Below are 24,747 nucleotides of genomic sequence, written 5' to 3' on the forward strand. Positions count from 1 at the left end.
TTATCGTCCGGCAACGTGTCAATTCAGAAAAGGCGGGCATTATAGCGCCGCACGGGGGCAGGACACAAAAAAACAGCGCCATATAATCGCAATTATCAATAACTATGCGGTCAAATATGGTTCTGCAGGCTCATTTGTGACGGATATGGGTGCATGTACCAGGAACGACTGATGTACTCATTGGGGTGTTTGCGGAAATGATGGTTGAGCAATGTGACCGGCACTATTAAAGGTAACTGGCCCAGTCGGTAGCGTTCATAGGCATCCACCAGCTCCGCCTTGTCGCCGGCATCCAGGTGATCGCGCAGATAGCCCTGAATATGCTGCAACACATTGACATGATCACCACGGCTGGCGCGCTTCTTTAACGCAGCCATCAGGCTTCCGATGTACTGCGCTGCCATGTCAGCCACCGTGTCTTTGCGCACCGATGCCAGCATGGGCCCCAGCTCACGGTAGGTTTTCTGGCAGTGGCTCATCAGGATCAGTTTGTGACGGGCGTGAAAGTCGGTCAATGTCGCGACCGTTACGCCTTCAGCCAGCAGCTGGCGCCAGCGGTACATGACGTAGACACGCTGGATGAAATTCTCGCGCAGAACCGCGTCACCCAGGCGCCCCTCTTCTTCAACCGGCAGTTCCGGAAAATTCTGCATCAGCCGCGCAGCAAAAATACCCACGCCGTCACGCACAACCTGTTTGCCATCATAGACCTTGGCCCGCTCCATGCCGCAGCTGGGCGAGTCTTTCTTGAGAATAAAACCACACAGCTCAGCCTGCCATGCGCGTTGTGCGTCAGCACTGTCGATCAGCGCCTGAGTATAGTCCAGCTGATAGTCCTCGTTATCCACACAGGCCACCTCATCATCACGGCGGATCAGACGGATGGGCCGTCGCGGGATCCCCAGACCGATGTCTACCTCGGGACAAAAGGAGCGAAAATGAAAGAACTCGCCCAGGGTCTGATCAATGTAGGAATGGAGTTTATGACCGCCGTTGAAGCGGACTTCCTCGCCGAGCAGGCAGGCGCTGATGCCTACGGGAATTTTCTCTGACTGATGCTGATTCACCGAACACTCCTGATCATTCTTTTGAGCCCTGATCATTCTTCTGTAGATAGTAGCAGCCGTTGATCACCGGCAACCAGTTTGAGTTTGTCAGCCCGGGGCAATTGCTTGATCCGATACTCGAGCTTCAGCGCAGTACTGCGATCACCCGCCGGGCACTGGAACACCAGGGTCAGCGGGGCCCGGCCACGGAGATACCGCGCGGTCTTCGGACCCTGCGCCTGATGTTCCGCAAACCGTCGCGCAACGTCAGTGGCAATGCCGGTGTACAGACTGCTGTCCGCGCAGCGCACCAGGTAAACGGACCAGCTTGCGCCATGGGATTTGACGCCCTCAGTCACGCTGCAAATACCACTGCGTCGCTGCCCCGGTAGCGTCACCGTCGGCACTGGCGCGACCATCACGCTGCAATTTGATCAGATGCGCCAGCAAAGTCTTTTTTGCCCACGGAATCAAGTGTTCAGCAACATCGTCATAGGCCTGCACCACCAGCTCATCAAGCGTGGCCGGGCCCAGATCCTGCAGTGCAGTGACAATTTTCTGTTCGCGGCGCAGGCGATGCCGGATCAGTGTCGAGATCATCTGTGCCGGCTCATGCATGATGTCCCCGTGCCCCGGCGCCAGAGCCTGCAACGGCAATTCACGCAATTGCTCCAGCGATGCCAGGTAGTCGCGCATATCGCCATCGGGCGGCAGAATGACGGGAGTGGTTCCTTGCAGGATGTGGTCGCCGGTGAACAGCAAGCCGTCTTCTTCCAGCAAAAAACAGACATGGTTGGAGACATGCCCCGGTGTATGTATCAATTGCACTGTAAAACCATCACAGGTAATGCGCTCCCCATCCAGGAACAGTCGATCCGGCGTGAAGCTGGCATCCTGATACAGTGCGTCCTGCGGCGGCGCAAAACCGATCACACTGGCACCGGTCAGGGCCTGCAACGCGGCAGTCCCGGGCGAATGATCACCATGGCTATGGGTGACAAAGATCCACTTCAGTGGCCGACCCGACAGCGCCTGCATGATAGCGTCGGTATGCGCCGGCATCGCAGGCCCGGGATCAACGACGGCCATCTCGCGCTCACCCAACACATAGGTATTGGTGCCCGGCCCGGTCATCATGCTGGCGTTTGCGCACAACACCCGTTGCACAGATATCCTGCCTGTGCCAACCATGATGGGCTGGCCGGCAACAAAGCGTGTCTCTTCCAATGCATTCCCCCCCTGCCAGGACTGGCGCGATGCGCGTTGCCCTGTTGTCTTCAGCGCCGCCATGATAGCGGGTTTATGGATCGGGGCAAACACGTCGGCATGCGCCGGCCGGGTTGCAGGCTGGTTTTTGCTGTCGATTCACGTTATAAAAGGCTGCTTTTTCTCATCCGGTAGTTCTTCCATTCCGCATCAGGGCAAGGGAATCATGTCAGAGACGCAACTGCTAAGAATAAAAACCTATAATCAGATTTCAGACAAAGGCTTGTCGCGCTTTAACAGCACTCACTATTGTGTAGATCCGGCACAGGACGATGCCGAGGCGATCCTGTTGCGCAGCTACAAACTGCAGGAGTCCGAGCTGACGGCCAGTGTCAGGGCGGTCGCCCGCGCCGGCGCCGGGGTAAACAATGTGCCGTTGTCAGCGTGCACTGATAAAGGCATTGTTGTCTTCAACACCCCGGGCGCCAACGCCAACGCGGTGAAAGAGCTTGTCCTCAGTGGCATGTTACTGGCTTCGCGCGGCATCCTGCCTGGCATGCGTTATGTCGGCGAACTCAGGGACATGACTGACAATGCCGAGATGTCCCGATTGCTTGAAGCCGAGAAGAAACGCTTCGCTGGCAGCGAACTGGCGGGCAAGACCCTGGGAGTCATCGGTCTGGGCGCCATCGGCTCTCTGGTCGCAGGCATGGCAATAGACCTGGGCATGAAAGTGCTGGGCTACGACCCGGCACTATCGGTGGATGCGGCCTGGCGGCTGCCCAACCAGGTGCAGAAAATCGAGAACGTCAGCGCTCTGTTGAGCAATGCTGACTATGTCAGCCTGCACCTGCCGGTACTTGAATCCACCCGCAACCTGATCAGCACTGACATGGTTGCCGCCATGAAGCCCGGTTTGTGCCTGCTGAATTTCTCTCGCGACGAAATAGTCGATACCGATGCGGTTGTTGCCGGTCTGAATGCAGGCCAATTGCGTATGTACGTCAGCGATTTTCCGCGTCATGAGCTTATCGGTCGCGACGATGTCATTCTGATGCCGCACATTGGTGCCAGCACGGCGGAGGCGGAAGAAAATTGTGCCATGATGGCAGCCGAACAGCTGAAGGATTTCCTGGAGAATGGTAATATCCGCAACTCGGTGAACTACCCCCCGTTATTTCTGGATCGCGTGCCCGGTGCGGGTGCCGGAACCCGCCTGGCGATCAGCAATAAAAATGTGCCGGGGATGCTGGGCAAGATTCTTTCCATCCTGGCCGAACAGGACATCAACGTCATCGACATGATCAACAAAAGCCGGGATGGAATCGCCTATAACCTGATAGATCTGGCCACGACCCCGTCAGAGACGGCAGTCGCAGCCATCGCGAACACCGGAGACGTGGTCAAAGTCACTGTACTTTGACCATGTGCCCGGGGGCGCTGTTGCTTCAACCCACTTATCAATAACCACTGCTCAGGAACGACAACTATGAATCGCGTGTATAACTTTGGTGCCGGCCCGGCCATGCTGCCGACTTCTGTCATGGAGCGAGCGCAACGGGAGTTTCTGGATTACAACGGCATGGGTGCCTCGGTTATTGAAATCAGTCACCGTAGTAAAGAGTTCGAAGCATTGTTGACGCACACGGATGATCTGATCCGGGAGATTTCCGGGCTGCCTGACGATTTTGAAATACTTTATGTACACGGCAGCGCTCAACTGCAGTTTTCCGCCGTGCCGCATAATCTGCTGGACCTGAACCCGGCGCACAAAGCTGCCTATCTGGAAACCGGCAACTTTGCCACGCTGGCGCGCAAGGAAGCGTCACGCTTCGGCAACATCACAGTAGCGGCCACCAGTGAAGCCAGCAACTTTGATCGTATCCCGGACTTTGATCCCGCGACGCTGGACCCGGATACCTCATACGTACACCTGACCAGCAATAACACGATTTTTGGTACCCGCTGGAACCACTTCCCGGACACCGGCAAGATACCACTGGTGGCAGATATGACCTCCGAACTGCTATCCCGCCAGCTGGACTTCAATAAGTTCGGCCTGATTTTTGCCGGTCTGCAGAAGAACCTGGGGCCGTCCGGCATGGCGACAGTACTGATTCGCAAAGAGCTGTTGGGCCATGCGCTGCCCAACACACCGAATCTGTTGAACTATGAAACCTATGCCAAGAATCACTCGATGCCCAACACCATCAACACCTTCGCGGTATACATGATGAACCTGGTGCTGCAGTGGCTGAAAGAGCAAGGTGGCCTGTCCGCCATGGAAGCGCTGAATGCACAAAAAGCCAAGCTGATCTACGATGTCATCGACAACAATGATTTCTATATCGGTTCGGCCCACCCCGATCACCGCTCGGAGATGAACGTGTGCTTCAATCTGCAGGACAGCACACTGGACAAAAAATTTCTGGATGAAGCCCTGGTGCGTGGCCTGTATGCACTGAAAGGTCATCGCCTGGTGGGCGGTATCCGCGCCTCCATTTATAACGCCATGCCGCTGGCAGGTTGCCAGGCTCTGGTTGACTTCATGCAGGAATTTGCAAAGCAAAACGGATGAGTCGTTACCGACCACCGGCACCGCCCAAATCCAACTACCTGACCGCCGAAGGGGAAACCCGGCTGCGGCAGGAGTTGGATTTTTTGTGGCGCGATGAACGCCCCAAAGTCACGCAGCAGGTCAGCGAAGCGGCAGCACTGGGGGACCGGTCCGAGAACGCAGAGTATATATACGGCAAAAAACGTCTGCGCGAAATCGATCGCCGCGTGCGTTACCTGCGCAAGCGTCTGGAAGATGCCACCGTCGTCAGGGCACTGCCCAGCGATATCAATAAAATCTATTTTGGTGCCTGGGTAGAGTTGGAAGACAGCAGTAGCAACGTCAGTTGGTACAGAATCGTCGGTCCCGACGAAGTCGGCGACAAACCCGGCTATGTCAGCATGGATGCTCCCCTGGGCCGCGCTCTGCTGGGCAAGCAGGTCGATGACGAGGTTGCCATTGTTTCCCCCGGCGGACGCACTTGCTATTACGTCGCCGCGATCCGGTATACCATGCCGGCATGAAACGGATCTGCATCCTCGCATTCCCCCAGGCGCTGGCCTCCAGCATGGCCATCCCGCTGGAAATGATCAGTGCTGCCGATACCATTTTCCGCCTGCGCCATCAGCAGAGAAAAAGCACCGTCAAGCTGCAAATAGTCGCCGAAGACAACAACAGCATCACTGTGTCCGGCGGCATGAGCATCAACCCTGGCTGCCGGCTTGCCGACACCGGCATCTGCGATCTGATCTTTGTACCGGCGTTATGGGGTAATCCGCGCGCCGCGGTTATGCAACACAGCGCAAGCGTCGCCTGGCTGACGCAACAGTATGCCGCCGGCGCTACGGTGTGCAGCGTCGGCAGCGGCAGCTACTTCCCGGGAGCAGCCGGGCTATTGGACGGCAAGCCGGCAACCACACACTGGCGCTATTTTGATGATTTCGAATCGCGCTACCCGCGCATCAAGCTGCAGCGTAAACGCTTTATCACGCATCAGGACCGACTGTACTGCACCGGCAGTGTGAACGCCGTGCGTGATGTCATGCTGCACTTTGTTGAACAGCTCTTCGACAGCAGCACAGCGGACGAAGTGGCGCGACATTTCACGCACGAACTGAAGCGCTCTTATGAGTCACTGCTGCTCGCCGTTGATCAGCAGGATACTCACCACGATGAGCTGATTATCAAGGTGCAGGAATGGCTGCAGAAACATTATCAACGCGACATCCGGATGCGCGACCTGGCGCCGAGGTTTGGACTGAACGCCCGATCGTTCAACCGTCGCTTCCGCCAGGCGGCCAATAAAACACCGGTGGAATACCTGCAGGAAGTGCGCATCTATCAGGCGCGTGAACTGCTCAAGCACAGCAATCTCAGCATTGCGGAAATTGCATTTGCTGTCGGATACCAGGATGTCAGTTATTTCACCGGTCTGTTCAGGCGAATGCACGACGTCACGCCCAATGCATACCGGCGACTGGTAAGGACCAAACTGTTTAATGTGGGAACCCGGCACACTCCGGGGAATGACGGATAGTCGACGCCATCAGCAAGTCACCCATGACTCAGGCGAGGGGAGTCTGGTGCTTGTCCTTCCACTCGGCATAGGGCATGCCATAGACACGTTCGCGGGCCTGTTCGTAGTCAATATCCAGGTTCTGCGCCTGGGCTTCAGCGGCGTACCATTTGGCAAGGCAGTTGCGGCAAAAACCGGCGAGATTCATCAGATCTATGTTCTGTACCTGCTTGTTTTCATCCAGGTGTTTCAGCAGTCGGCGAAATGCGGCCGCATCAAGCGCCATGGCTTGTTGCTCAGAGATTTTTTCGTTATCGGGCATCTGAATACCAGCTCCTGTTTCGGTGGTAGGCTTTTTATGTGACTCTTTATGTGACTCTTTCTGTGACTCTTTCAGTGACTCTTTCAGTGACTTCGGGTGGGGGGGGGACTTTCTGAGGGCTTACTGGGTGACTGCCTGTGCAACCTGGCAGCGGGCCATGACACCCCGCCACCAGGCTGATCAAACGCTCACGTGCTGACTTCAGCCAACGGCGCTGTTGTACTCAGGCAGGTCATCTTCATCCACAATGCCATCCATACCGTCATCAACAGCATCCGGGTTTTTGTGCAAGGCCTGTGCGCGGTGCTTCTTGTCGACCGACTTCAACTGGCGTTCGGCAGCATTAAAGGCATCCCGAATCGCGACATACAAATCCTCGTGGGCATGGTTATCATGTTGTTCCTGGGTTACCACCACCTCTTTGTTCGGTGTGTGCAACTCAAGCGTGACAGAATAAACTTTACCTTTGTGATGGTTGTTATGAGGTGAATCCAGTACCACACGACCTCCGATGATATCGCCATTGTATCGGCGCAACTTCTCGACTCGTTTGTTGACGCTTTCGGTCAAGGCATCGGACTGGTCAATGTTGTGAAAAACAATCTGAAACTCATTGGACATAATAAATTGTCTCCTGATTTGCTTTGTTCATCTGTCATGGGGATGTGAATTCTCGAAACGGCTGACTACCCTCCTCGCCTGTGCAGGCGTTTGTAAAATACAGTGCTATCTGTATTACTTATCTAGTAGCTGTCGGCAAGTTTTGCAACCGCCAGCGCATAATTATTGGCACAGTTATAGGTCAGGATGACGCGAAAGTTCGGATAGGTCATGAAGGCACTGCCTGCTTCGCCATCCGGCAACACGATGGATCCGGGAAAGTCAGCCTGCGGCAGGTCGGCACCGGCAGCGGTCCGCACGCCGGCCATCTGCCACTCGGCCAACGATCGCTGCACCGTATGCCGACGCAGCACACTGCAGGAGAAACTGGCATCACCCTGACTCCATTGGTCGGCACGTTCATGATAGTCATCGGGCAGGCTTACTTCGCGCCCCCATCGTTGCCCCGCCTGCCAACCACGCTGGCTCAGGTAGTTGGCAATCGACGCGAACACATCCGCCTCGCTGGTCCAGATATTGCGCCGACCGTCACCATCATGGTCGACGGCGTAATTCACAAAACTACTGGGCATGAACTGGCTCTGACCCATTGCTCCAGCCCACGAACCTTTCATGTCAGCGTGATCAATATGCCCTTCCTGCAGGATCTGCAGCGCGGCATGCAGCTCCCGACGAAAATACTCAGCGCGCCGCGGGTCGTAGGCCAGCGTCACCAATGCACGCACTACATCGGTGCCGCCGGTAAAGTTTCCGTAGTTGGTTTCAATGCCCCAGATGGCAACAATGAAGCGCGCCGGCACACCATATTCGGCGGCTACCCGGGCGAGAACATCGGCATGTCTTGCTATGCGTTCGCGGCCAGTCTGAATACGCCAGTCGGTGACACGCTTTTCCAGATACTCGTCCAGTGTTTCGACGAATTCCGCCTGATTGCGGTCGTTACTGACGACCTGGGGGATGGGAGTCACTGACACCAGCGCCTGTTCGATGATGCGCTCCGATATGCCGCGGTCGCGGGCCTCGGCAATGAGTGTCTGCAGCCATTGCTGGAACTCTGCATCGGACTGGGAATCGGACTGGGCATCCGACTGGGCATCGGACTGAGCGTGTACCTGCATACTTGTGTTCAGATATACCACTGACACCAGTGCCAAAATGACCAGATACCTACCAACTGCAACAGCACCCAACGCTTTCAACATGCAATGACAACTCCTGTTCTGACACAGTCCCTGACGGGACCGCTACACGGACGCTCAACCAGCAATTCAATATTGGCGACTTCTTGCGTGTGCTGAATTTTAGCGTACTCCTTTGCCCCGGTTTTGTCCAAGGGGTCTTGAGCGATTTTTGCAGGCTTTTTCAGCCCTCATTTCGGGCAGCCGAAAAACACCAATGCCAGGGCTCGTAGGTGATCGCTGATGCGCTTCCCTCTGGATAGGACAACACAAAACCAAATTCATCCGCGTTTTTCATCAGCCATGCAAAAGCAGCAGTCTGATCGAAAACGGTTTCCAGTGGCGGGCTGTCCGGCGTGGCAATATCCAGCGCACGTCCCGTATGGTGCTCACTGTACCCCGGCGCCGCGTTGACCCGCAAAATGTCATCCAGCGTGCGGCCGCTGTCGAGCTTGCGGCGAATAACATCCGCCTGATACGCGGCTGCGCGATAGGCAGACACCAGCAATAAGCTTACCCCATCGCCGGCGGCACGATCACGCATGGCATGCCATGCGGCCAGGGTCGCCGGTGTCATCTGTTGCGACCTGCCAAACATGTCGGGGCCTGCCGCCACCAACTGCGCAGGCTCGGCCTGTAACGGCAATCCAATGGTGTCGCCGTAGTCGTCAGCAATACCCAGCGCAGCGTGCAGTGACTTGATTTGCGTAATGTAAGCGGGCTCAACCCTGTTCTCTGTCTTTTTTACCATACTAAATGACCATTAAGACCTATTTTTTTCTGACTGGCTTTGGTTATAGTAGCTTAAACTGTTTTGCCGTACAGCGTTCGTGCGCGCAGCAGGCACCAACAAGCAGTGGCATCTCACAAGCAGCCGCACAGGAGACAGGCATGGCAGGACTACCGGTAATCATTGGCTTTGGCGGCATCAATTCCGCCGGACGCAGTTCTCTGCATCATGGTTATCGCCGGTTGGTACTGGATAACTTGCCTACCCACGATGCCATGCAAACCCGGGCCAGTCTTGCCGGCCTGATGGGGCTGTTGCAGCACAAGGATGGCAAGTGGCTGAATGTCGCTGGCGAAGCCATTGATCTGCATACCTACCTGCACAGTATTGATCCGGTTCTGAAGGCCGGCACACTCATACGCAAACTGGAAAAGAACCTGTTCGACCCTGACCAACTGCTGTTTCACAAACGCGCGACGCTGCACGCCGACAGTGAACTGCCGGTGACGTTCCTGATCAAACGCCAGCAGCTACCTGATCAGATCCCGCTGGGCTGGCTGATCAGTGACGCCAGCGACGGCCAGGTGCGCGTGGAAGTGCCTATCGCACTGAATGTGTTGACCGAGAATTTCCGGCGCTCGCCTGTCAATTCCGCCGGCCAGCTACCCAGTGGGTTTGACCCCAAGGACCTTTATCAATCCCGTAATCATCCACGCGGACTGCAATTGACGGTATTTGGCGCCAGCGACGCCATACAGTCCATGGGCATTGACTGGCAGACCGTGCTCAAGCATGTGCCGGCGGACCAGATCAGTGTCTACGCCGGCAGCAGCATGAGTCAGCTTGACTATGAAGGTAATGGCGGTCTGCTGCAGGCGCGCTTGCTGGGCAAAAAAGTGTCGTCCAAACAACTGGCGCTGGGGTTCGCTGAAATGCCGGCTGACTTTATTAACGCCTATGTGCTGGGCAATTTAGGGACAACCGGCACCAATGCAGCAGCCTGCGCCACGTTTTTATACAATCTGCGCCAGGGCATGCGCGATATTCGCAACGGTACGCATCGCCTTGTTATTGTCGGCACCTCTGAAGCTCCGTTGACGCCAGAGGTCATGGACGGCTACACCACCATGGGTGCACTGGTTGATGACGCCGCTCTGCTGGCACTGGACAAGCACAAAGGCCTCAGTACGCCTGACTATCGCCGCGCCTGTCGCCCGTTCGGCGACAACGCCGGTTTTACCCTGGGAGAGTCAGCCCAGTTTGTCATTCTGTGTGACGACAAACTGGCACTGGAGATGGGCGCCAACATTCACGGCGCCATCAACGATGTGTTTGTGAATGCCGACGGCTACAAAAAGTCCATTTCCAGCCCCGGCGTCGGCAACTACATCACCATGGCCAAGGCAATGGCGGCGACCCAACAGATTATCGGAGACAAGGGGTTGCAGCAGCGCAGCTATGTGCAGGCACACGGTACCGGCACACCTCAGAACAGAACCACCGAATCACACATTTTCAGTACCCTGGCAAAAACCTGGGGCATAGACCACTGGCCGGTGGCCGCCCTGAAAACCTACCTCGGGCACTCGCTGGCGTCGGCGTCCGCCGATCAACTGGTGGCCAGTCTTGGTGTCTGGCGTTACGGCATCATCCCCGGTATCGCCGGTACCGACGCGATTGCAGACGATGTGCACCAGGACAATCTCGAGTTCCTGCTGCAACACAAAGAAGTCGGCCGGGAAGGCATGGAGGCAGTATTGCTCAATGCCAAAGGCTTTGGCGGCAACAACGCCACAGCTTCAGTGTTGGCACCACATGTCACGCTGAAGATGCTAGCCCGACGTCATGGCGAAAATGCACTGAAAGCCTGGCAGGAACGCAACGAAAAAGTTCAGCAGCACGCGGCCGACTACGACGAGGCGGCCCGTCGTGGCAGTGCAGAGATCATCTATCGCTTTGATCACAATGTGCTGGATGCCAGTGGGCTCAGCATCAGCCGCGACCAACTGCAGGTTAAAGGCTATGCAAACCCGATCGCATTGCGGACTGACTGCGTTTACCGCGACATGCTGGACGATGGCGAAAGCTGAGCGTGATCAATCCGGCGAACCCTGAGAAGCCGCTTCGTCACCAGACGGGTCGCCGCCCGAGCGACGAAAGCCACTTGCTTCCACCGGGTTACGCCGACCTGACATAAAACGAAATACCCGACTACGCTGTTCTGGTGCCAACTGACTGACAACTGCCAGCGTCCCCTCGTGAGACAGTTGCTGATAACGCAGATTAATTTGTCGCAGTTCCTCGAACGCGACCAGAATCGCTTCTTTGTCCAGCGCATCCTGCGCCAACAGACGATTCACCTCTCGCTGCGCACGAAACATCTGTCCGCGCACCGGACGCAATGACTCACCGTATTGCTGCAACTGAGGCCGCAATGACGCCTGCAGCTGTGGTTCCAGATCTCGCAAGATCCAGCCCAGACTGGGCGGCGTCGATGACCTGTCGCGGTGGTCCAGCATGCGGGCACCAATAGCGCCAACAAAGAACAGGTTCAGGGCCAGCGATGCAACCAGTGTCCAGAGCAGCGCGCGTCTTTTGTTCATGCTCATTACAGGATCTCCGCGTAATCGCTGAGCGAAATCAAATATAGCTCTTCTTCGACCGTTGTGGCGTAAACCTCGGGCACCAGCTCTAGCCGAAAGCCCACCAGCAACCCGATCGCCAGCGGCAGACAGGCGGCGGCCAACGGGCGCCACAACTGACGCAGCTCAAGGCTGGTCGCGGGCAACAACCACGCCAGCAGGCGCTCGCCAGCGCTGCGGGCAACAGGGGGCAGTTTGTGGCGCAACAAACGCGCCTCCAAACCGTTAAAATCCGGTACCTGTGACGCCGATGACTGCAGCCACTGATCAAGTGCCCGCGCGTCATCAAGCTTGGCGCGGGCGCTGGCATTGTTGTCCAGAAAAGTCAGCGCCGCCGCTCGTTCGGCAGCCGGCCAGCACGCCGCATCGGCACCATAGGATGCCAGCAGCTGAGCAAACCGTTGTGATGACAGTTCCTGCTTAATGTCATTGTTCATGACTGCCTCCGCTAGCCGCAGCACTTTGGCTGGCAGCCTGCCAATAAATTTTCAGCGTGCGCCGCGCGCGCGCCAGCAGCGATTCAAGTGCCTCAACGCTCACCTCCAGGATGCCTGCGACCTCTTTGTTGGACAGGCCCTGATAGTGCGTCAGCACCAGAGCGCTGCGCTGGCGTTCGGGCAGCCGACCCAGTGCCACTTGTAACTTGTTATATTCGATGTTGTTGTCCAGCATTGCTTCGGCGCTCATCTGATCGCCAACAAGGTCATCGCTGAGTTCGTTGGCCAGCGCAGCCTTGTTTTTACGCATAAAATCAATACAAAGATTGTGGGCAATCCGGTGCAGCCAGGTTGATAGTGCAGCCTTGCCTGGCTGCCAGCGCGTTGCTTGTGTCCAAAGTCGCAGAAAAGTCTCCTGGGCAATATCTTCTGCTTCGCTTTCACTGCCCAGCATCCGGTAGGCGTAGATAGCAATGGGCCTGGCGTGGCGGCGCACGGTATCAGCATAAACGCGCTGATCACCGGCCACGATAGCGACCATGATATCCTCGTCTGTCAGCATCCTGTATCCATCAGCTACCGGTTCCCTCTGCTCCCTGATGCGGAGCGCCGCACCGCCGGTAGTGCTACCGACGCAGAGAGCTGCAGCACTCATGGCATCAGCGCCGGGGCGTCCGTTCAGCCCTGACCGTGGTCGTGCGTGGCGCCGGCTTGCCCGTTCGGGTCGTCCTGGCCCTGGCCCTGACCCTGGCGTTCACGCATTTGTTCGCGCATGCGCTCACGTTGCTCCGGGGTCATGTTCTGCATACGTTCACGCATCTGCTCACGCTGCTCCGGCGTCATCTGCCCCATGCGCTCACCACGCGGTGGTGACATGGCACGACCGGCACCCCGGATTTCCCGAAACTCCTCCAGAGACAGAACGCCGTCGCCATTGCTGTCAAGCTGACTGAAACGCTGGGCGAGCTGCTCGTCACTCTGACCGCTGCCGGCATCATTCTGCGCGGAGACTGTCGTGGCCAGACCAATACTCAAGGCCAGACTGGCGAGTAATGAATTGATGGTTGTCATTTTGTGCACTCCGAATAAGATTGATTCAAAGGCTTATACGGCGACGCCAGGATTATCCGTCGGTCGCCGATAGTTTCCGCGCGGTTTCAGGAAACCGTCACCGGCTGCGCTTCGGCAATGCGTGCCTGCCACTCTGCCGGACCGGTGCGATGCACCGATGTGCCGTTGACATCAACGGCTACCGTGACCGGCATATCCTCCACCACAAACTCATGTATCGCCTCCATGCCCAGATCTTCAAATGCCACGATCCGGGAGTTACGGATAGCTTTAGATACCAGGTATGCGGCACCACCGACCGCCATCAGGTACACCGCCTTGTGCTTTTTGATGGCATCAATGGCGACCTGCCCACGCTCCGCCTTGCCGATCATGCCAAGCAACCCGGTTTTGTCGAGAATGGTTTCGGTGAATTTGTCCATACGGGTGGCCGTCGTCGGCCCTGCCGGCCCGATCACTTCATCGCGCACGGCATCAACCGGGCCCACGTAGTAAATAAACTTGCCTTTGAGATCTACACCGTCAGGCAGAGACTCGCCGCGACTGAACATCTCTACCATGCGTTTGTGCGCGGCGTCACGCCCGGTCAGCATCTTGCCCGACAGCAACAGGGTTTCACCCGGCTTCCAGCTTTCCACATCGGCCTGCGTCACAGTATCCAGATTGACACGCCGGGCCGTGGGGCCGGCGTCCCAGGTGATCTGCGGCCAGTCTTCCAGCTTTGGCGGGGTCAGGTGCGCCGGGCCGTCACCTTTGAGTACAAAATGCGCATGACGGGTGGCTGCGCAGTTCGGAATCATGGCCACCGGCAGCGACGCCGCATGGGTGGGATAATCCTTGATCTTGATGTCCAGCACAGTGGTCAGCCCGCCCAGGCCCTGTGCACCTATGCCCAGCGCGTTGACTTTGTCCATGATTTCAAGACGCAGCTCTTCCACCCGGTTTTGCGGGCCTCGCGCGCGCAGCTCGTGAATATCAATCGGATCCATCAGTGACTCTTTTGCCATCACTGCAGCTTTCTCTGCGGTGCCGCCAATGCCAATGCCCAGCATGCCGGGCGGGCACCAGCCGGCGCCCATGGTCGGCACCGTCTTCAGTATCCAGTCGACAATGCTGTCGCTCGGGTTGAGCATGGCCATCTTTGACTTGTTTTCGGACCCACCGCCTTTGGCGGCGACAGTGACATCGAGCACATCGCCGGGCACGACTTCCATGTGAATCACGGCGGGCGTGTTGTCTTTGGTATTTCTGCGCGCCCCGGCCGGGTCCGCCAGAATGGAGGCGCGCAGCACGTTGTCCGGATGCAGGTATGCCTGACGCACACCTTCGTTGATCATATCAGCCACACTCATGGTGGCATCGCCCCACTGCACGTTCATGCCAATTTTGACAAACACCGTCACGATACCGGTATCCTGACAGATGGGCCGTTTGCCTTCTGCACACAGCCGCGAGTTGATCAGAATCTGCGCCATGGCGTCTTTTGCCGCCTGCGACTGTTCGCGCTCATAAGCCTCATTGACGGCTTTAATGAAATCCAGTGGATGATAATAGGAGATGTACTGCAGCGCATCGGCTACACTCTCGATCAGATCGTCTTGTTTGATGACTGTCATTTGCTGGTTCCCGATTGGCCAGTGCGGTCAGCGCGTGGGCCTGGTTGGTTCAAGGACAAAAACGGCATAAATTCTATCATAAAGGCTCCCTGGTTGAGGCCCGGATACACCGCATGTTACCAATTTCTGTTGTCCTGATTGCTGCCTTTGCCTACCTGGCACTGTTGTTCACTATCGCCTCGCGCGGCGAACGCAGCACAAAAACGGGAGCACGCCCCTGGCGCTACACCCTGGCGCTCGGCGTTCACTGCACCACCTGGGCTTTCTACGGAACTGTCACCCAGGCCGCGCAGTATGGCTGGTGGTTTGCCCCGACCTACCTGGGCGGTATTTGCATCTTCCTGTTTGCTCATCAATTTCAGTTGAAAATGCTGGATCTGGTTAAAGCGCAGAATCTTACCTCCATTGCCGACCTGATCGGTTCACGCTACGGCAAGTCACACCTGCTGTCTGCCCTGGTCGCTATCATTTGCCTGATAGCACTGGTGCCTTACATATCCTTGCAATTGCGCGCCGTGGCCGCCAGCTTTGCTGCCGTCACCGGCCTGGAGCCCAGCGCCGCGCCCTGGTTTCTTGACCTGGCTGCCGCTGTCGGTCTGGCCATGATCGGGTTCTCCATCCTGTTTGGTGCCCGTCGCCTGAGTCTGGCGGAACAGCATCCCGGCTTGATGGATGCGGTCGCCTTCGAATCCATTGTCAAACTGCTTGGCTTCTGTGTCGTGGGACTTTTTGTCACCTATCAGCTATTCGATGGTATCAATGACCTGGTGCTGTCAGCCGCCGCCAACGAGCAGGCCCGCGCGCTGCTGGAACCCAAAGCCAATGGTGCCTATATCTATGTCACCCATATGGTGCTGGGGGCACTGGCGATGTTTGTGCTACCACGGCAATTCCAGGTCAATTTCATTGAAAACACCAGCCCGGAGGAATTAAAAAAAGCACGCTGGGCATTTCCGTTATACCTGTTTGCCATCAACTTCTTTATTTTGCCGATCGCGCTGGCGGGCGTCATTCTGGCGCCCGACGCGCGCACCAGCGACACCTTCCTGCTGACCTTGCCGATTCTCGCCGACCGGCCGGACATCAGCCTAATCGCGTTCATCGGAGGGCTGTCCACTTCCACCAGCATGGTCATCATGGCAACACTGGCCCTGGGCATCATGATGTCCAACGACGTGATCACGCCGTTATGGTTGCGCGCACGGCGCAGTGGCAATCTGATCTCCGACCTCACGCCACAGGGCGTTCTGCTGACGCGCCGCCTGACCATGGTTGTCATTGTGGTGCTGGCTTATGTCTATCACAAACTCACCGAAGGCGGACTGCCGCTGGTCAGCAACGGCCTCATCGCCATGGCTTTGTTGTCGCAGTTGGCGCCTTCGATGTTTGGCGGACTGTTATGGGAGCGCGCCAACCGTGCCGGCGCCACTGCCGGGTTGTTGATGGGCACCTCGGTATGGGCTGCGCTGTTGCTGCTGCCCTCGCTGAATCCGGAGCAGCCACTGACCGACAGGGCTATCAGTGATGGCGTGGTACTGAGCCTGGCCGCCAATATCGTGGTTTATGTCCTGGTGTCATTGCTCAGCCGGCAAACAACTGCCGATCACCAGCAAGGTGTCAGGTTCACGCGTGCCGCCCACAAAGCCGACGTGCTGGCGACCGAACACACGGACAATCACGCGCAGCAGGTCACCTGGGGACGTCTGCGCTCGGTGTTATCCCGGTTCATGGATCCACAGGATGCCGAGGGTCTGAACCAGCGCCTGGGACTTAGCATTGCCCATGTCCCCGAACAGCGACTGGTGCATCCGATGCTGCTGATTCGGCTGGAGCGGGAGCTGGCGGGTGCCATTGGCAGTTCGGCGAGCCGGTTGTTGATCGGCAGCCTGGCACGGCAATCGCCGGTGGCCGTGGAAGAAGTGGTGGACTGGGCATCGGAAGCGTCGCAGCTTTACCGCTTCAACCGTGAACTGCTGCAATCATCGGTGGAGAATATTCCGCAAGGTATCAGCGTTATCGACAAAGAACTCCGACTGGTCGCATGGAACCGGCGCTACCTGGAGATTTTTGCATACCCGGAGGGCCTGATCCGCGCCGGCATCACGGTTGAAGAGATTCTGCGCTTCAATGCCAGACGGGGTCTGTTCGGGCGCGCGGATGCCGATGTCGAAGATGAAGTAAACAAACGCCTGGATTATTTGCGTAGCGGCAGTCGTTACCGATACCAGCGCCAACAACCCTCCGGCCAGGTGATTGAACTGCAGGGCAACCCGATGCCTGATGGAGGTTTTGTGACGACCTACACAGATATCACCGAACTTGTCACCGCGCAGAATGAATTGCAACAGATCAACGCCGAACTGGAAGCGCGTGTGGCCGATCGCACTGAAGCACTGTCAGTGGCCAAGCAGGTTGCCGAGCACGCCCATCAGAGCAAGTCCAAATTCTTTGCGGCGGCAGGACATGATCTGATGCAGCCGCTGAACGCCGCCAGCCTGTTCTGCGAAATGTTATTAAAACGCATGAAAAGCGACGACGCCAATCTTGCCATGCAGATTCAGCAATCCCTGCAAAACGCAGAAGAACTGCTGACGATGTTGCTGGAAATGACCAAACTGGAGTCAGGCAATCTGCAACCGCACAAAAAGGATGTAGCCTTGTGGGACATCCTGGCGCCTCTGAACGCATCCTTCACACTGCTGGCAAAAGAACAGGGTCTGCAATTCAGCATGCAACCGACCCAGGTTGTCGTGCACACCGACCAGAAAATCCTGCTACGCATCCTGCAGAACCTGCTGAGCAATGCCGTGCGTTATACCCCGCAGGGCAAGGTGTTATGTGGTATCAGGCGTAAATCTGAAAATCGCATCGAGTTACAGGTATGGGATACCGGCCGCGGCATACCGCCGGAAAAATTCAATGAAATTTTCATGGAGTTCAAACAGCTGGATCAGCATGACCACAATCCCGGTCTGGGCCTGGGACTGGCCATTGTCGATCGTATGTGCAGGCTGCTGGACATTCCCATTCGCCTGGAGTCGCACCTCAATCGCGGCACCTGCTTCGCCCTCAGCCTGCCTGTCAGCGCCTGGCGCAGCCCCGCGCTGACCAGACAGCGGCAGACCAGTGACAGCTCCCAGTGGTCACTGCCGGATAACACCCATGTACTATTGCTGGATGATGACCCTGCCATCCGCGACGCACTGTCTTCACTGTTACGGGAATGGGGTGCTTACGTCACCGCCTGCGCTACCACCCGGGAAGCGCTGGAGGTTGACCGCCGGCCCGATCTGTTGCTGATTGATTATCACCTGACGGACCAGCACCTGAGCGACCAGCAGGTCGGGACCGATGCCATAGAATTGATCAGGGCGCGCTGGGCGAGCGACATTGTGGCTATCCTGAGCACGGCAGACCCCAATGAAACCATACGCGAACAAGTGATTGAGGTCGGTGCCCACTTTTTGCCCAAACCGGTCAAACAGGCGGCGTTAAAACGTCTGCTAAAGGGTATCGGCTTCGGCTAGGGAGTCCTCGTCATCAGCACGCAGCATGTCATGAAACAGCACCCCGGCCTGCGTTCTGTTGATGACACCAAGTTTGCGCAGAATGGCAGAAACATGTTGTTTAATGGTGGTTTCCTGAACATCCAGCTCATAGGCTATCTGCTTGTTGAGCAGGCCGTCGGCAATACAGCGTAGCACTTTGAACTGCTGTGGCGTCAGTTGACTCAATTTACGGGCAAAGTCCTGGTGCAGCGAGTTTTTCTGGACCAGACCAGCACTCTGCAGATGGGCAGGCAGCCAGTTGTCTCCGCCCAGGACCGTTTCCACCGCATTGACAATGTCCGGCATCGGCGCTGATTTGGGGACATAGGCACTGGCCCCAAAACTCATGGCACGCTCGACCACATCCAGTTGCTCATTCGCGGAAACAATCACCACCAGGATATCGGGAAACTGATTACGAATGGCAGTCAGGCCAGTCAGGCCCTGATTGCCCGGCATGTTAAGGTCCAGAAATACCAGCTCGATCTGAGGATGCCGCAACAATAGCGCCAGCAGGGCGTCAAAACTCTCGGCCTCCAGCACCTCGCCGTTAAGTGTGGTTGCCAGCGCATGCCCCAGCGCAGCGCGAAACAGGGGGTGATCATCAGCAATGATGACTTTGGCCAGCGCAGTGGTATCGGAAGGTGTTGAACGTTGAGTCATGGTTTCCTAATCTAATTCAGGCCAATAAAAAATGCCACCATCACAACAGCGATGGTGGCACAAGGTCATGGAGAGGAAATCCTTGGACCTGACATCTACCCCAAACCAACGGGACACGCCCGGCTGGTTTGGGGTCTGCGTACCAGGTTATCGGCCGAAGCGATAACCCAGCGACAGATTGATGGTACGCGGCGCACCGTAATACCCGATCAATGTTGTGTCACCACCCAGCCCTGGCGCATAACCATTGGGCAGAGACGGGTCGGCTGCACCCACAAAAGCATAGTTGCCAACCAGAAACTCTTCATCGGTCAGGTTCTTGCCATGCAGCCCGAGTGACATCTTGCCATCAGTGCTGGTCCAGCTGACGCCCAGATTAATAAGGCCGTAACCGTCCTGTTCCAGTATGTTGCCCAGTTCGGTCAGGCTGTACTCGCTGCGGTAGCTGTAGTTGCCGGTAAACACGATATCACCGGTCGAGATTGGCATATCGTAGTTGAAGCCAACGTTAACGGTCTGCTCCGGCGTATTGGTGATGACAAAATCGTCGGTGATATCGATCCGGTTCAGGTCGGCATCAAAACTGAAAACATTTTCGAAGTCCGCATCAATTAAACCTACATTACCGAACAGGCTCAGGTTCTGTCCCGCCAGCCAGGTAAATTCAAACTCCAGACCTTTGGCTTCAGACTGACCGACGTTGCCCAGTCGCTGATTCAGCGCCGCATTATCATCCGGATCAGGGATCACAGAGATGTACTGACGGTTTTTATGATCCAGCATAAAGGCCGCTGCATTCATACGAAACGTTGTCGTCAGGTCCGTCTTGATGCCGACTTCATAGGATTCAACATCTTCGGGGTTCGCCGCAGGCTCGGCTGTTGTCGCCCGCGGATTGAAGGTACCGGATTTGAAACCTTCGCTGTAGCTGGCATAAACCATGGTGTCAGCACTGGCCTGATATTCAACGCTGACTCGCGGCGTTACTTTGGACCAGTCGGCGCTGTCGTCCAGCACAATGGGTGTAGCACCCGCTGTGCGCACATAGCCTGGCAGCCAGCCTGATTCCGGATACACAGTGTCGAAAATCAGGCCGTTGCGCACCACCGATTCCTTGTCATCCTTGGTGTAACGGATACCACCACTGACGCTCCACTGGTCATTGAACCGGTAGGTACCGTCCGCATAAACCGCCGTGCTTTTGCTGTTGCTGCAACCGGACACTTCGCGGGTCAGGCCGGGCGCACCCAGCGACTGACCGAGTTCTTCCAGGATGGCATCAAACACACCACACGACTCTGAATCGAAGTAGTACAGACCCGATACCACATTGAAATTGTCAGCGCGGTAGTTGAGCTGGAATTCCTGGGTAAACCATTCATCTTCATAGATTGCCGGTACATCAAAGATTCGCAGCGGGGTGTTGTCAAAATCGATATTGACCGGTGAGTAGTTTTCACGCTGCGAGGTGATCGATTTCAGCGTGGTTGAGTTGTTGACGTCCCACTGAACCGTCAGATTCACGCCCTCAGTCTCCACCTTGTTGGCAGTGGGCAAACTGGTATAGGAGTCGTAGATGCTGTCCGGCACGGGCGCCTGATCAGTCAGCAAACTGGGCAGCAGACGATAGCCACCTTTGGAATTCGACGTGTCTTCAGTCCTGTCATAACCCAACTGGATAAACACATTGTCGGCAGGCGTGTATTCTGCCGTGATGCGATAGGCCTGCAGATCCTTGTTGTAGTTCTCCATGTCCTGGCCCGGCAGATCGCTGACCAGGAATTTGCCAAAGCCATCCCGCGTCAGGTTGGCGTAACCAAAGCCCAGATAGAAATCATCCGTCACCGGCACCTGGCCGACCAGTTTGAGATCCCGCTGGCCATAGGTACCGGCCGTGACGGTGGTAGCCAGCTCGGCCTCTCCGGTCATGCGCTGCGTCACGTATTTAAGGGCACCACCAACAGTGTTCTTGCCATACAGCGTACCTTGCGGCCCACGCAGAACCTCGACGCGCTGTACGTTAAGAATATCCAGCACCGCGCCCTGCGGTCGTGCAATGTACACGTCATCTATATAGATACCGACACCGGACTCGTAGCCCCACAACGGGTCTTCCTGGCCGACACCGCGGATAAACGCGGTCAGCGTGGAGTTGGTCGCACGGCTTTCCTGCAGGGTTGTGTTGGGAGAGAACTGTTGTACTTCAAGGATGGTCTCCAGACCGCGGTCAGAGATATCCTCCGCGCCCAGAGACGTGACTGCCAGTGGCACCTGCTGCATGTTTTCAACAGTGCGGCGCGCGGTGACTTCGATGCTCTCCAGAATACGGCCTTCAGGCTGCCTGGTTTCCTGCGCCGCATCCTGTGCCAGCGCGGGGAATGCAAAACCACCCATAGCCGCTGACACTGCTATTGCGCAGGTTGAATATCTGAATTTGGTGTGTTTCATTAGACGAGCTCCCCTTGGAATTTTTATTACTCGGTCGACACAATACCCTAAGTCACTCCTTTTTGTGACCTGTACCATAGTACTATGGGTTGCAACGCTGCATTCAGGAACAATAGCCCCCACCAAGAATAACAAGTCCAAGGGGTCTTCATGTCAGATGTTGTCAGTTTAGCAGGCCTGGTTGGCGGCCTCGCCTTGCTCATTGTGCTTACTCTGCGCGGCTGGAATCTGTTTATCAGTGCCCCGGTCTGCGCACTTATCGTTGCCCTGACCAGTGGCATCCCGATCTTCCTGGCCGAGCAGAACTTTGTCCAGAGCTATATGACAGGCTTCACCGGCTTTATCGCTTCCTGGTTCTTCATGTTCCTGCTCGGATCCATCTTTGGCAAATTCATGGAAGACACCGGCGCAGCCGACAGCGTCGCCGGCTGGATCACCGGCAAGTTGGGCAAACAACGCGCCGTTCTTGCTGTGGTCATCGCCTGCGCGGTGCTGACCTACGGTGGCGTCAGCCTGTTCGTGGTGGCGTTCGCGGTATACCCGATGGCATTGAGCCTGTTCAAGGAAGCCAATCTGCCCCGCCGCTTCATTCCGGCGGCGCTGGCCTTCGGCTCGGTGACCTTTACCATGACGTCTGCCGGCTCGCCGGAAATCCAGAACTGGATCCCCATGGAGTATCTGGGCACCACGCCATATGCCGCCTGGGAAGTCAGTCTTGTTGTTGCTGTTTTCATGGCGCTGTTTGGTTATTGGTGGCTGCAACGCATCATCGGCGCCGCGGTCAACCGGGGTGAGAGCTTCCAGGCCAGAGATAACGACCCGAAACTGCAGGAACGCCACTTGCCGCATCCGGCAACGGGAATGCTGCCGCTCGTCGTGGTTCTGGCACTTTCGTTTTTTTATCATGACAGTTTGCAACAGAACGCACTTATCGTGGCCTTGCTTGGCGGCGTGCTGTCACTGATGGCTATTAACTGGCGCTACTTTAACGACATCCAGGTGGCGCTCGGACACGCCACCACGGGCGCCCTGATTGCCATCGGCAATACTGCCGCGGTCGTCGGCTTCGGCGGCGTCGCGCGCATTACACCAGCGTTTGATATGGCGGTGCTGGCAGTGACATCATTGCCCGGTAATGAACTGGTGGGCGCAGCGGTCGCTGTCAGCGCTATCGCAGGCCTGACCGGATCCGCCTCGGGTGGCCAGGTCATTGCCCTGCCCGCCGTGGCGCCGCATTACCTGGATCTGGGCGTCAATCCCGAACAACTGCACCGTGTGGTGGCCATTTCTTCAGGCGCGCTGGATTCCCTGCCACATAATGGTTACGTGGTGACAACCATCCGCGGCATCTGTAATGAGACACACAAGGATGCGTATTGGGCAGTTGGCGCAGTTACCGTCGTGGTGCCATTGATGGGTCTGTCGCTGGCCCTGCTGCTTTTTAATCTGTTTTGAGCTGAGCCCGCCGGGCTCAGCAGCAACGACCAATCGACGAATACACCGGTTTACCCGCAGGAGATGACAATGCTCGGCAACATGATGGACACCCAACTACTGATCATTGACCTGCTGCGTCATGCCCGCGATCGCCACCCGTCACAAGCTGTGGTCTCGCGTCGTCTGGAAGGCGATATTCATCGCAGCGACTACGCACAGATATGGCAGCGCAGCAGTCAGCTGGCGCACGCACTGGATGCGCTTGCGGTCAAACCGGGTGACTGTATTGCGACTCTGGCATGGAATACACACCGTCACATGGAACTGTACTATGCCGTCTCTGGCATCGGCGCGATACTGCATACCGTCAACCCACGATTGTTCAGCGAACAGATTGACTACATCATCAATCACGCCGAAGACAAGATCGTGTTTGTTGATCTGCCCTTTGTCAAATTACTGGAACCCCTGCAGGACAAATTGACGAGTGTGAAAGCTTTTGTGGTCATGACTGATCGCGCCCACATGCCTGACACCTCATTGGCTCAGCTATACTGCTTTGAAGAACTGATCGAAGCGCAGCCAACTGACTATGACTGGCCGCGGTTTGATGAAAATACCGCCGCCGCCCTGTGTTATACCTCCGGCACCACTGGCAACCCCAAAGGTGTATTGTATTCACACCGAGCCATGGTGTTGCACGCACAGGCCACCGCGTCACGTGAGCTGCTGGACCTCGATACCCACACCGTGCTGATGCCCATGGTGGCGATGTACCACGCCGGCGCCTGGGGCGCTCCTTATGCAGCCCCACTGGCCGGATGCAAACTGGTATTGCCAGGGGCGGGCATGGACGGCGCCAGCATGTCGGAACTGATCAACAGTGAAGGTGTGACTGTGGGCCTGGGTGTGCCCACAATCTGGCTGACCCTGCATAACCATTGGGCGGACAATGACGTCAGCAACACCACACTCGAACGCGTCTGTGTCGGCGGAGCAGCTTCTCCGCTGGGCATGGTCAAACTGTATCAGGAGCGTTATGGTATTTACTGGCAGCCTATCTGGGGCATGACCGAAACCGGACCACTGGCGACATCTCTGCCACCCACGGCGGATGTCATGGCGTTGCCCATGGCCGAACGCTATCGGCAACAAACCTCGGCCGGACGCGCCGCGTTTGGTGTGGAGATGGCCCTGTTTGACGCCGATGATCAACGCGTCTGTCACGACGGAACGGCGACCGGAGAATTGCGTGTACGCGGCCCCTGGATCAGTTCGCAGTATTACCGGAATGACGATCTCAGCGCGTTCCCGGATGGCTGGCTGGCAACCGGCGACATTGCCGTTATCGACCCGAATGGCACCCTGCGGGTAGTCGATCGAAAAAAAGACGTGATCAAAAGCGGCGGCGAATGGATCAGCTCACTTGAGATTGAAAACATTGTCAGTCAGCATCCCTCGGTCAACGAGTGCTCGGTGATCGGCGCCAGGCATGAAAAATGGGACGAACGGCCAGTGCTGATCGTGGTGCCGAATAAAAACACCAGTATGACGCATGAAGATGTGGTTGCGTTTCTGGACGGCAAAATTGCCCGCTGGTGGACGCCGGACCAGACCATCTTTATTACCGGATTACCCAAGACCGGCACCGGTAAAGTACTGAAGAACGAATTACGCGAACAGTACGGCAACGTGCTTGTGTCCTGAGC

The 24,747-nt window shown here is 56.7% G+C and carries 22 protein-coding genes; 8 read left to right on the forward strand and 14 right to left on the reverse strand.

Features of this window, described 5'->3' with window-relative positions:
- Window positions 1-110: 110 nt before the first annotated feature.
- Genes ENH71_RS14860 through ENH71_RS14870 form a run of 3 tightly spaced genes read right to left on the reverse strand, consistent with a single transcriptional unit; the run spans window position 111 to window position 2,366 of the window.
- Window positions 111-1,067, reverse strand: coding sequence for a YbgA family protein (locus ENH71_RS14860; RefSeq protein ID WP_294137923.1), 957 nt, complete (start codon window positions 1,065-1,067; stop codon window positions 111-113).
- Between the two features lie 32 nt (window positions 1,068-1,099).
- Window positions 1,100-1,405 (reverse strand): GIY-YIG nuclease family protein, encoded by a 306-nt coding sequence (locus tag ENH71_RS14865; RefSeq protein ID WP_294130707.1) that lies wholly within the window; start codon window positions 1,403-1,405, stop codon window positions 1,100-1,102.
- Window positions 1,398-2,366 (reverse strand): MBL fold metallo-hydrolase, encoded by a 969-nt coding sequence (locus ENH71_RS14870; RefSeq protein WP_294130706.1) that lies wholly within the window; start codon window positions 2,364-2,366, stop codon window positions 1,398-1,400. The genes ENH71_RS14865 and ENH71_RS14870 overlap by 8 nt, the downstream gene beginning before the upstream one ends.
- A 112-nt stretch (window positions 2,367-2,478) precedes the next feature.
- On the opposite strand from ENH71_RS14870, the gene ENH71_RS14875 reads away from it, so the two are divergent.
- The 4 genes from ENH71_RS14875 to ENH71_RS14890 all read left to right on the forward strand — a co-directional run bounded on the left by ENH71_RS14875 (window position 2,479) and on the right by ENH71_RS14890 (window position 6,346).
- Entirely contained in the window at window positions 2,479-3,675 is a 1,197-nt protein-coding gene (locus ENH71_RS14875) for a phosphoglycerate dehydrogenase (protein ID WP_317622349.1), read from the forward strand.
- Window positions 3,676-3,741: 66 nt separating this feature from the next.
- A complete protein-coding gene (gene serC, locus ENH71_RS14880; protein WP_294130703.1) occupies window positions 3,742-4,830 on the forward strand; it encodes a 3-phosphoserine/phosphohydroxythreonine transaminase in 1,089 nt (362 codons plus the stop codon).
- On the forward strand, window positions 4,827-5,333 hold the full coding sequence (gene greB / locus ENH71_RS14885; RefSeq protein WP_294130700.1) for a transcription elongation factor GreB: 507 nt from the start codon (window positions 4,827-4,829) through the stop codon (window positions 5,331-5,333). The genes serC and greB overlap by 4 nt, the downstream gene beginning before the upstream one ends.
- Window positions 5,291-6,346: a GlxA family transcriptional regulator gene (locus tag ENH71_RS14890; RefSeq protein WP_294130697.1), complete on the forward strand. Its 1,056-nt coding sequence runs from the start codon at window positions 5,291-5,293 to the stop codon at window positions 6,344-6,346. The genes greB and ENH71_RS14890 overlap by 43 nt, the downstream gene beginning before the upstream one ends.
- 28 nt (window positions 6,347-6,374) lie before the next feature.
- On the opposite strand, the gene ENH71_RS14895 is transcribed toward ENH71_RS14890, so the two are convergent.
- The 4 genes from ENH71_RS14895 to ENH71_RS14910 form a co-directional block, all read right to left on the reverse strand.
- Window positions 6,375-6,629 (reverse strand): DUF1244 domain-containing protein, encoded by a 255-nt coding sequence (locus ENH71_RS14895; RefSeq protein ID WP_317622351.1) that lies wholly within the window; start codon window positions 6,627-6,629, stop codon window positions 6,375-6,377.
- Between the two features lie 219 nt (window positions 6,630-6,848).
- On the reverse strand, window positions 6,849-7,268 hold the full coding sequence (hpf, locus tag ENH71_RS14900; RefSeq protein ID WP_294130693.1) for a ribosome hibernation-promoting factor, HPF/YfiA family: 420 nt from the start codon (window positions 7,266-7,268) through the stop codon (window positions 6,849-6,851).
- A 122-nt stretch (window positions 7,269-7,390) separates the two neighbouring features.
- Window positions 7,391-8,470: a lytic murein transglycosylase gene (locus ENH71_RS14905; protein ID WP_294130692.1), complete on the reverse strand. Its 1,080-nt coding sequence runs from the start codon at window positions 8,468-8,470 to the stop codon at window positions 7,391-7,393.
- A 160-nt stretch (window positions 8,471-8,630) separates the two neighbouring features.
- Window positions 8,631-9,197 (reverse strand): M15 family metallopeptidase, encoded by a 567-nt coding sequence (locus ENH71_RS14910; RefSeq protein ID WP_294130691.1) that lies wholly within the window; start codon window positions 9,195-9,197, stop codon window positions 8,631-8,633.
- Between the two features lie 140 nt (window positions 9,198-9,337).
- Here ENH71_RS14910 and ENH71_RS14915 point away from each other — a divergent pair, with 140 nt between their 5' ends.
- Complete coding sequence (locus ENH71_RS14915) at window positions 9,338-11,266, forward strand: beta-ketoacyl synthase (protein WP_294130688.1); 1,929 nt, start codon at window positions 9,338-9,340, stop codon at window positions 11,264-11,266.
- A gap of 6 nt (window positions 11,267-11,272) precedes the next feature.
- Here the strand turns inward: ENH71_RS14915 and ENH71_RS14920 are convergent, their stop codons facing one another.
- The 5 genes from ENH71_RS14920 to ENH71_RS14940 form a co-directional block, all read right to left on the reverse strand.
- Entirely contained in the window at window positions 11,273-11,785 is a 513-nt protein-coding gene (locus tag ENH71_RS14920; RefSeq protein ID WP_294130685.1) for a periplasmic heavy metal sensor, read from the reverse strand.
- Window positions 11,785-12,255, reverse strand: a complete 471-nt coding sequence (locus tag ENH71_RS14925) for a hypothetical protein (RefSeq protein WP_294130682.1) — start codon at window positions 12,253-12,255, stop codon at window positions 11,785-11,787. The genes ENH71_RS14920 and ENH71_RS14925 overlap by 1 nt, the downstream gene beginning before the upstream one ends.
- Window positions 12,245-12,817, reverse strand: coding sequence for a sigma-70 family RNA polymerase sigma factor (locus ENH71_RS14930; protein WP_294130680.1), 573 nt, complete (start codon window positions 12,815-12,817; stop codon window positions 12,245-12,247). The genes ENH71_RS14925 and ENH71_RS14930 overlap by 11 nt, the downstream gene beginning before the upstream one ends.
- Window positions 12,818-12,933: 116 nt before the next feature.
- On the reverse strand, window positions 12,934-13,326 hold the full coding sequence (locus ENH71_RS14935; protein ID WP_294130678.1) for a hypothetical protein: 393 nt from the start codon (window positions 13,324-13,326) through the stop codon (window positions 12,934-12,936).
- A gap of 86 nt (window positions 13,327-13,412) precedes the next feature.
- Window positions 13,413-14,942, reverse strand: a complete 1,530-nt coding sequence (locus ENH71_RS14940) for a fumarate hydratase (RefSeq protein ID WP_294130675.1) — start codon at window positions 14,940-14,942, stop codon at window positions 13,413-13,415.
- A gap of 113 nt (window positions 14,943-15,055) precedes the next feature.
- Here ENH71_RS14940 and ENH71_RS14945 point away from each other — a divergent pair, with 113 nt between their 5' ends.
- Entirely contained in the window at window positions 15,056-18,469 is a 3,414-nt protein-coding gene (locus ENH71_RS14945; protein WP_294130672.1) for a hybrid sensor histidine kinase/response regulator, read from the forward strand.
- Here ENH71_RS14945 and ENH71_RS14950 read toward each other — a convergent pair.
- Complete coding sequence (locus ENH71_RS14950; protein WP_294130671.1) at window positions 18,446-19,153, reverse strand: response regulator transcription factor; 708 nt, start codon at window positions 19,151-19,153, stop codon at window positions 18,446-18,448. The genes ENH71_RS14945 and ENH71_RS14950 overlap by 24 nt on opposite strands.
- Window positions 19,154-19,300: 147 nt before the next feature.
- Window positions 19,301-21,601, reverse strand: coding sequence for a TonB-dependent receptor (locus ENH71_RS14955; protein ID WP_294130669.1), 2,301 nt, complete (start codon window positions 21,599-21,601; stop codon window positions 19,301-19,303).
- Between the two features lie 150 nt (window positions 21,602-21,751).
- On the opposite strand from ENH71_RS14955, the gene ENH71_RS14960 reads away from it, so the two are divergent.
- Window positions 21,752-23,056, forward strand: a complete 1,305-nt coding sequence (locus tag ENH71_RS14960; RefSeq protein WP_294130666.1) for a GntP family permease — start codon at window positions 21,752-21,754, stop codon at window positions 23,054-23,056.
- Window positions 23,057-23,125: 69 nt separating this feature from the next.
- Entirely contained in the window at window positions 23,126-24,745 is a 1,620-nt protein-coding gene (locus ENH71_RS14965; protein WP_294130663.1) for a long-chain fatty acid--CoA ligase, read from the forward strand.
- Window positions 24,746-24,747: the final 2 nt, after the last annotated feature.

Source organism: Pseudohongiella sp., assembly GCF_011050365.1.
Taxonomy (GTDB): Bacteria; Pseudomonadota; Gammaproteobacteria; order Pseudomonadales; family Pseudohongiellaceae; genus Pseudohongiella.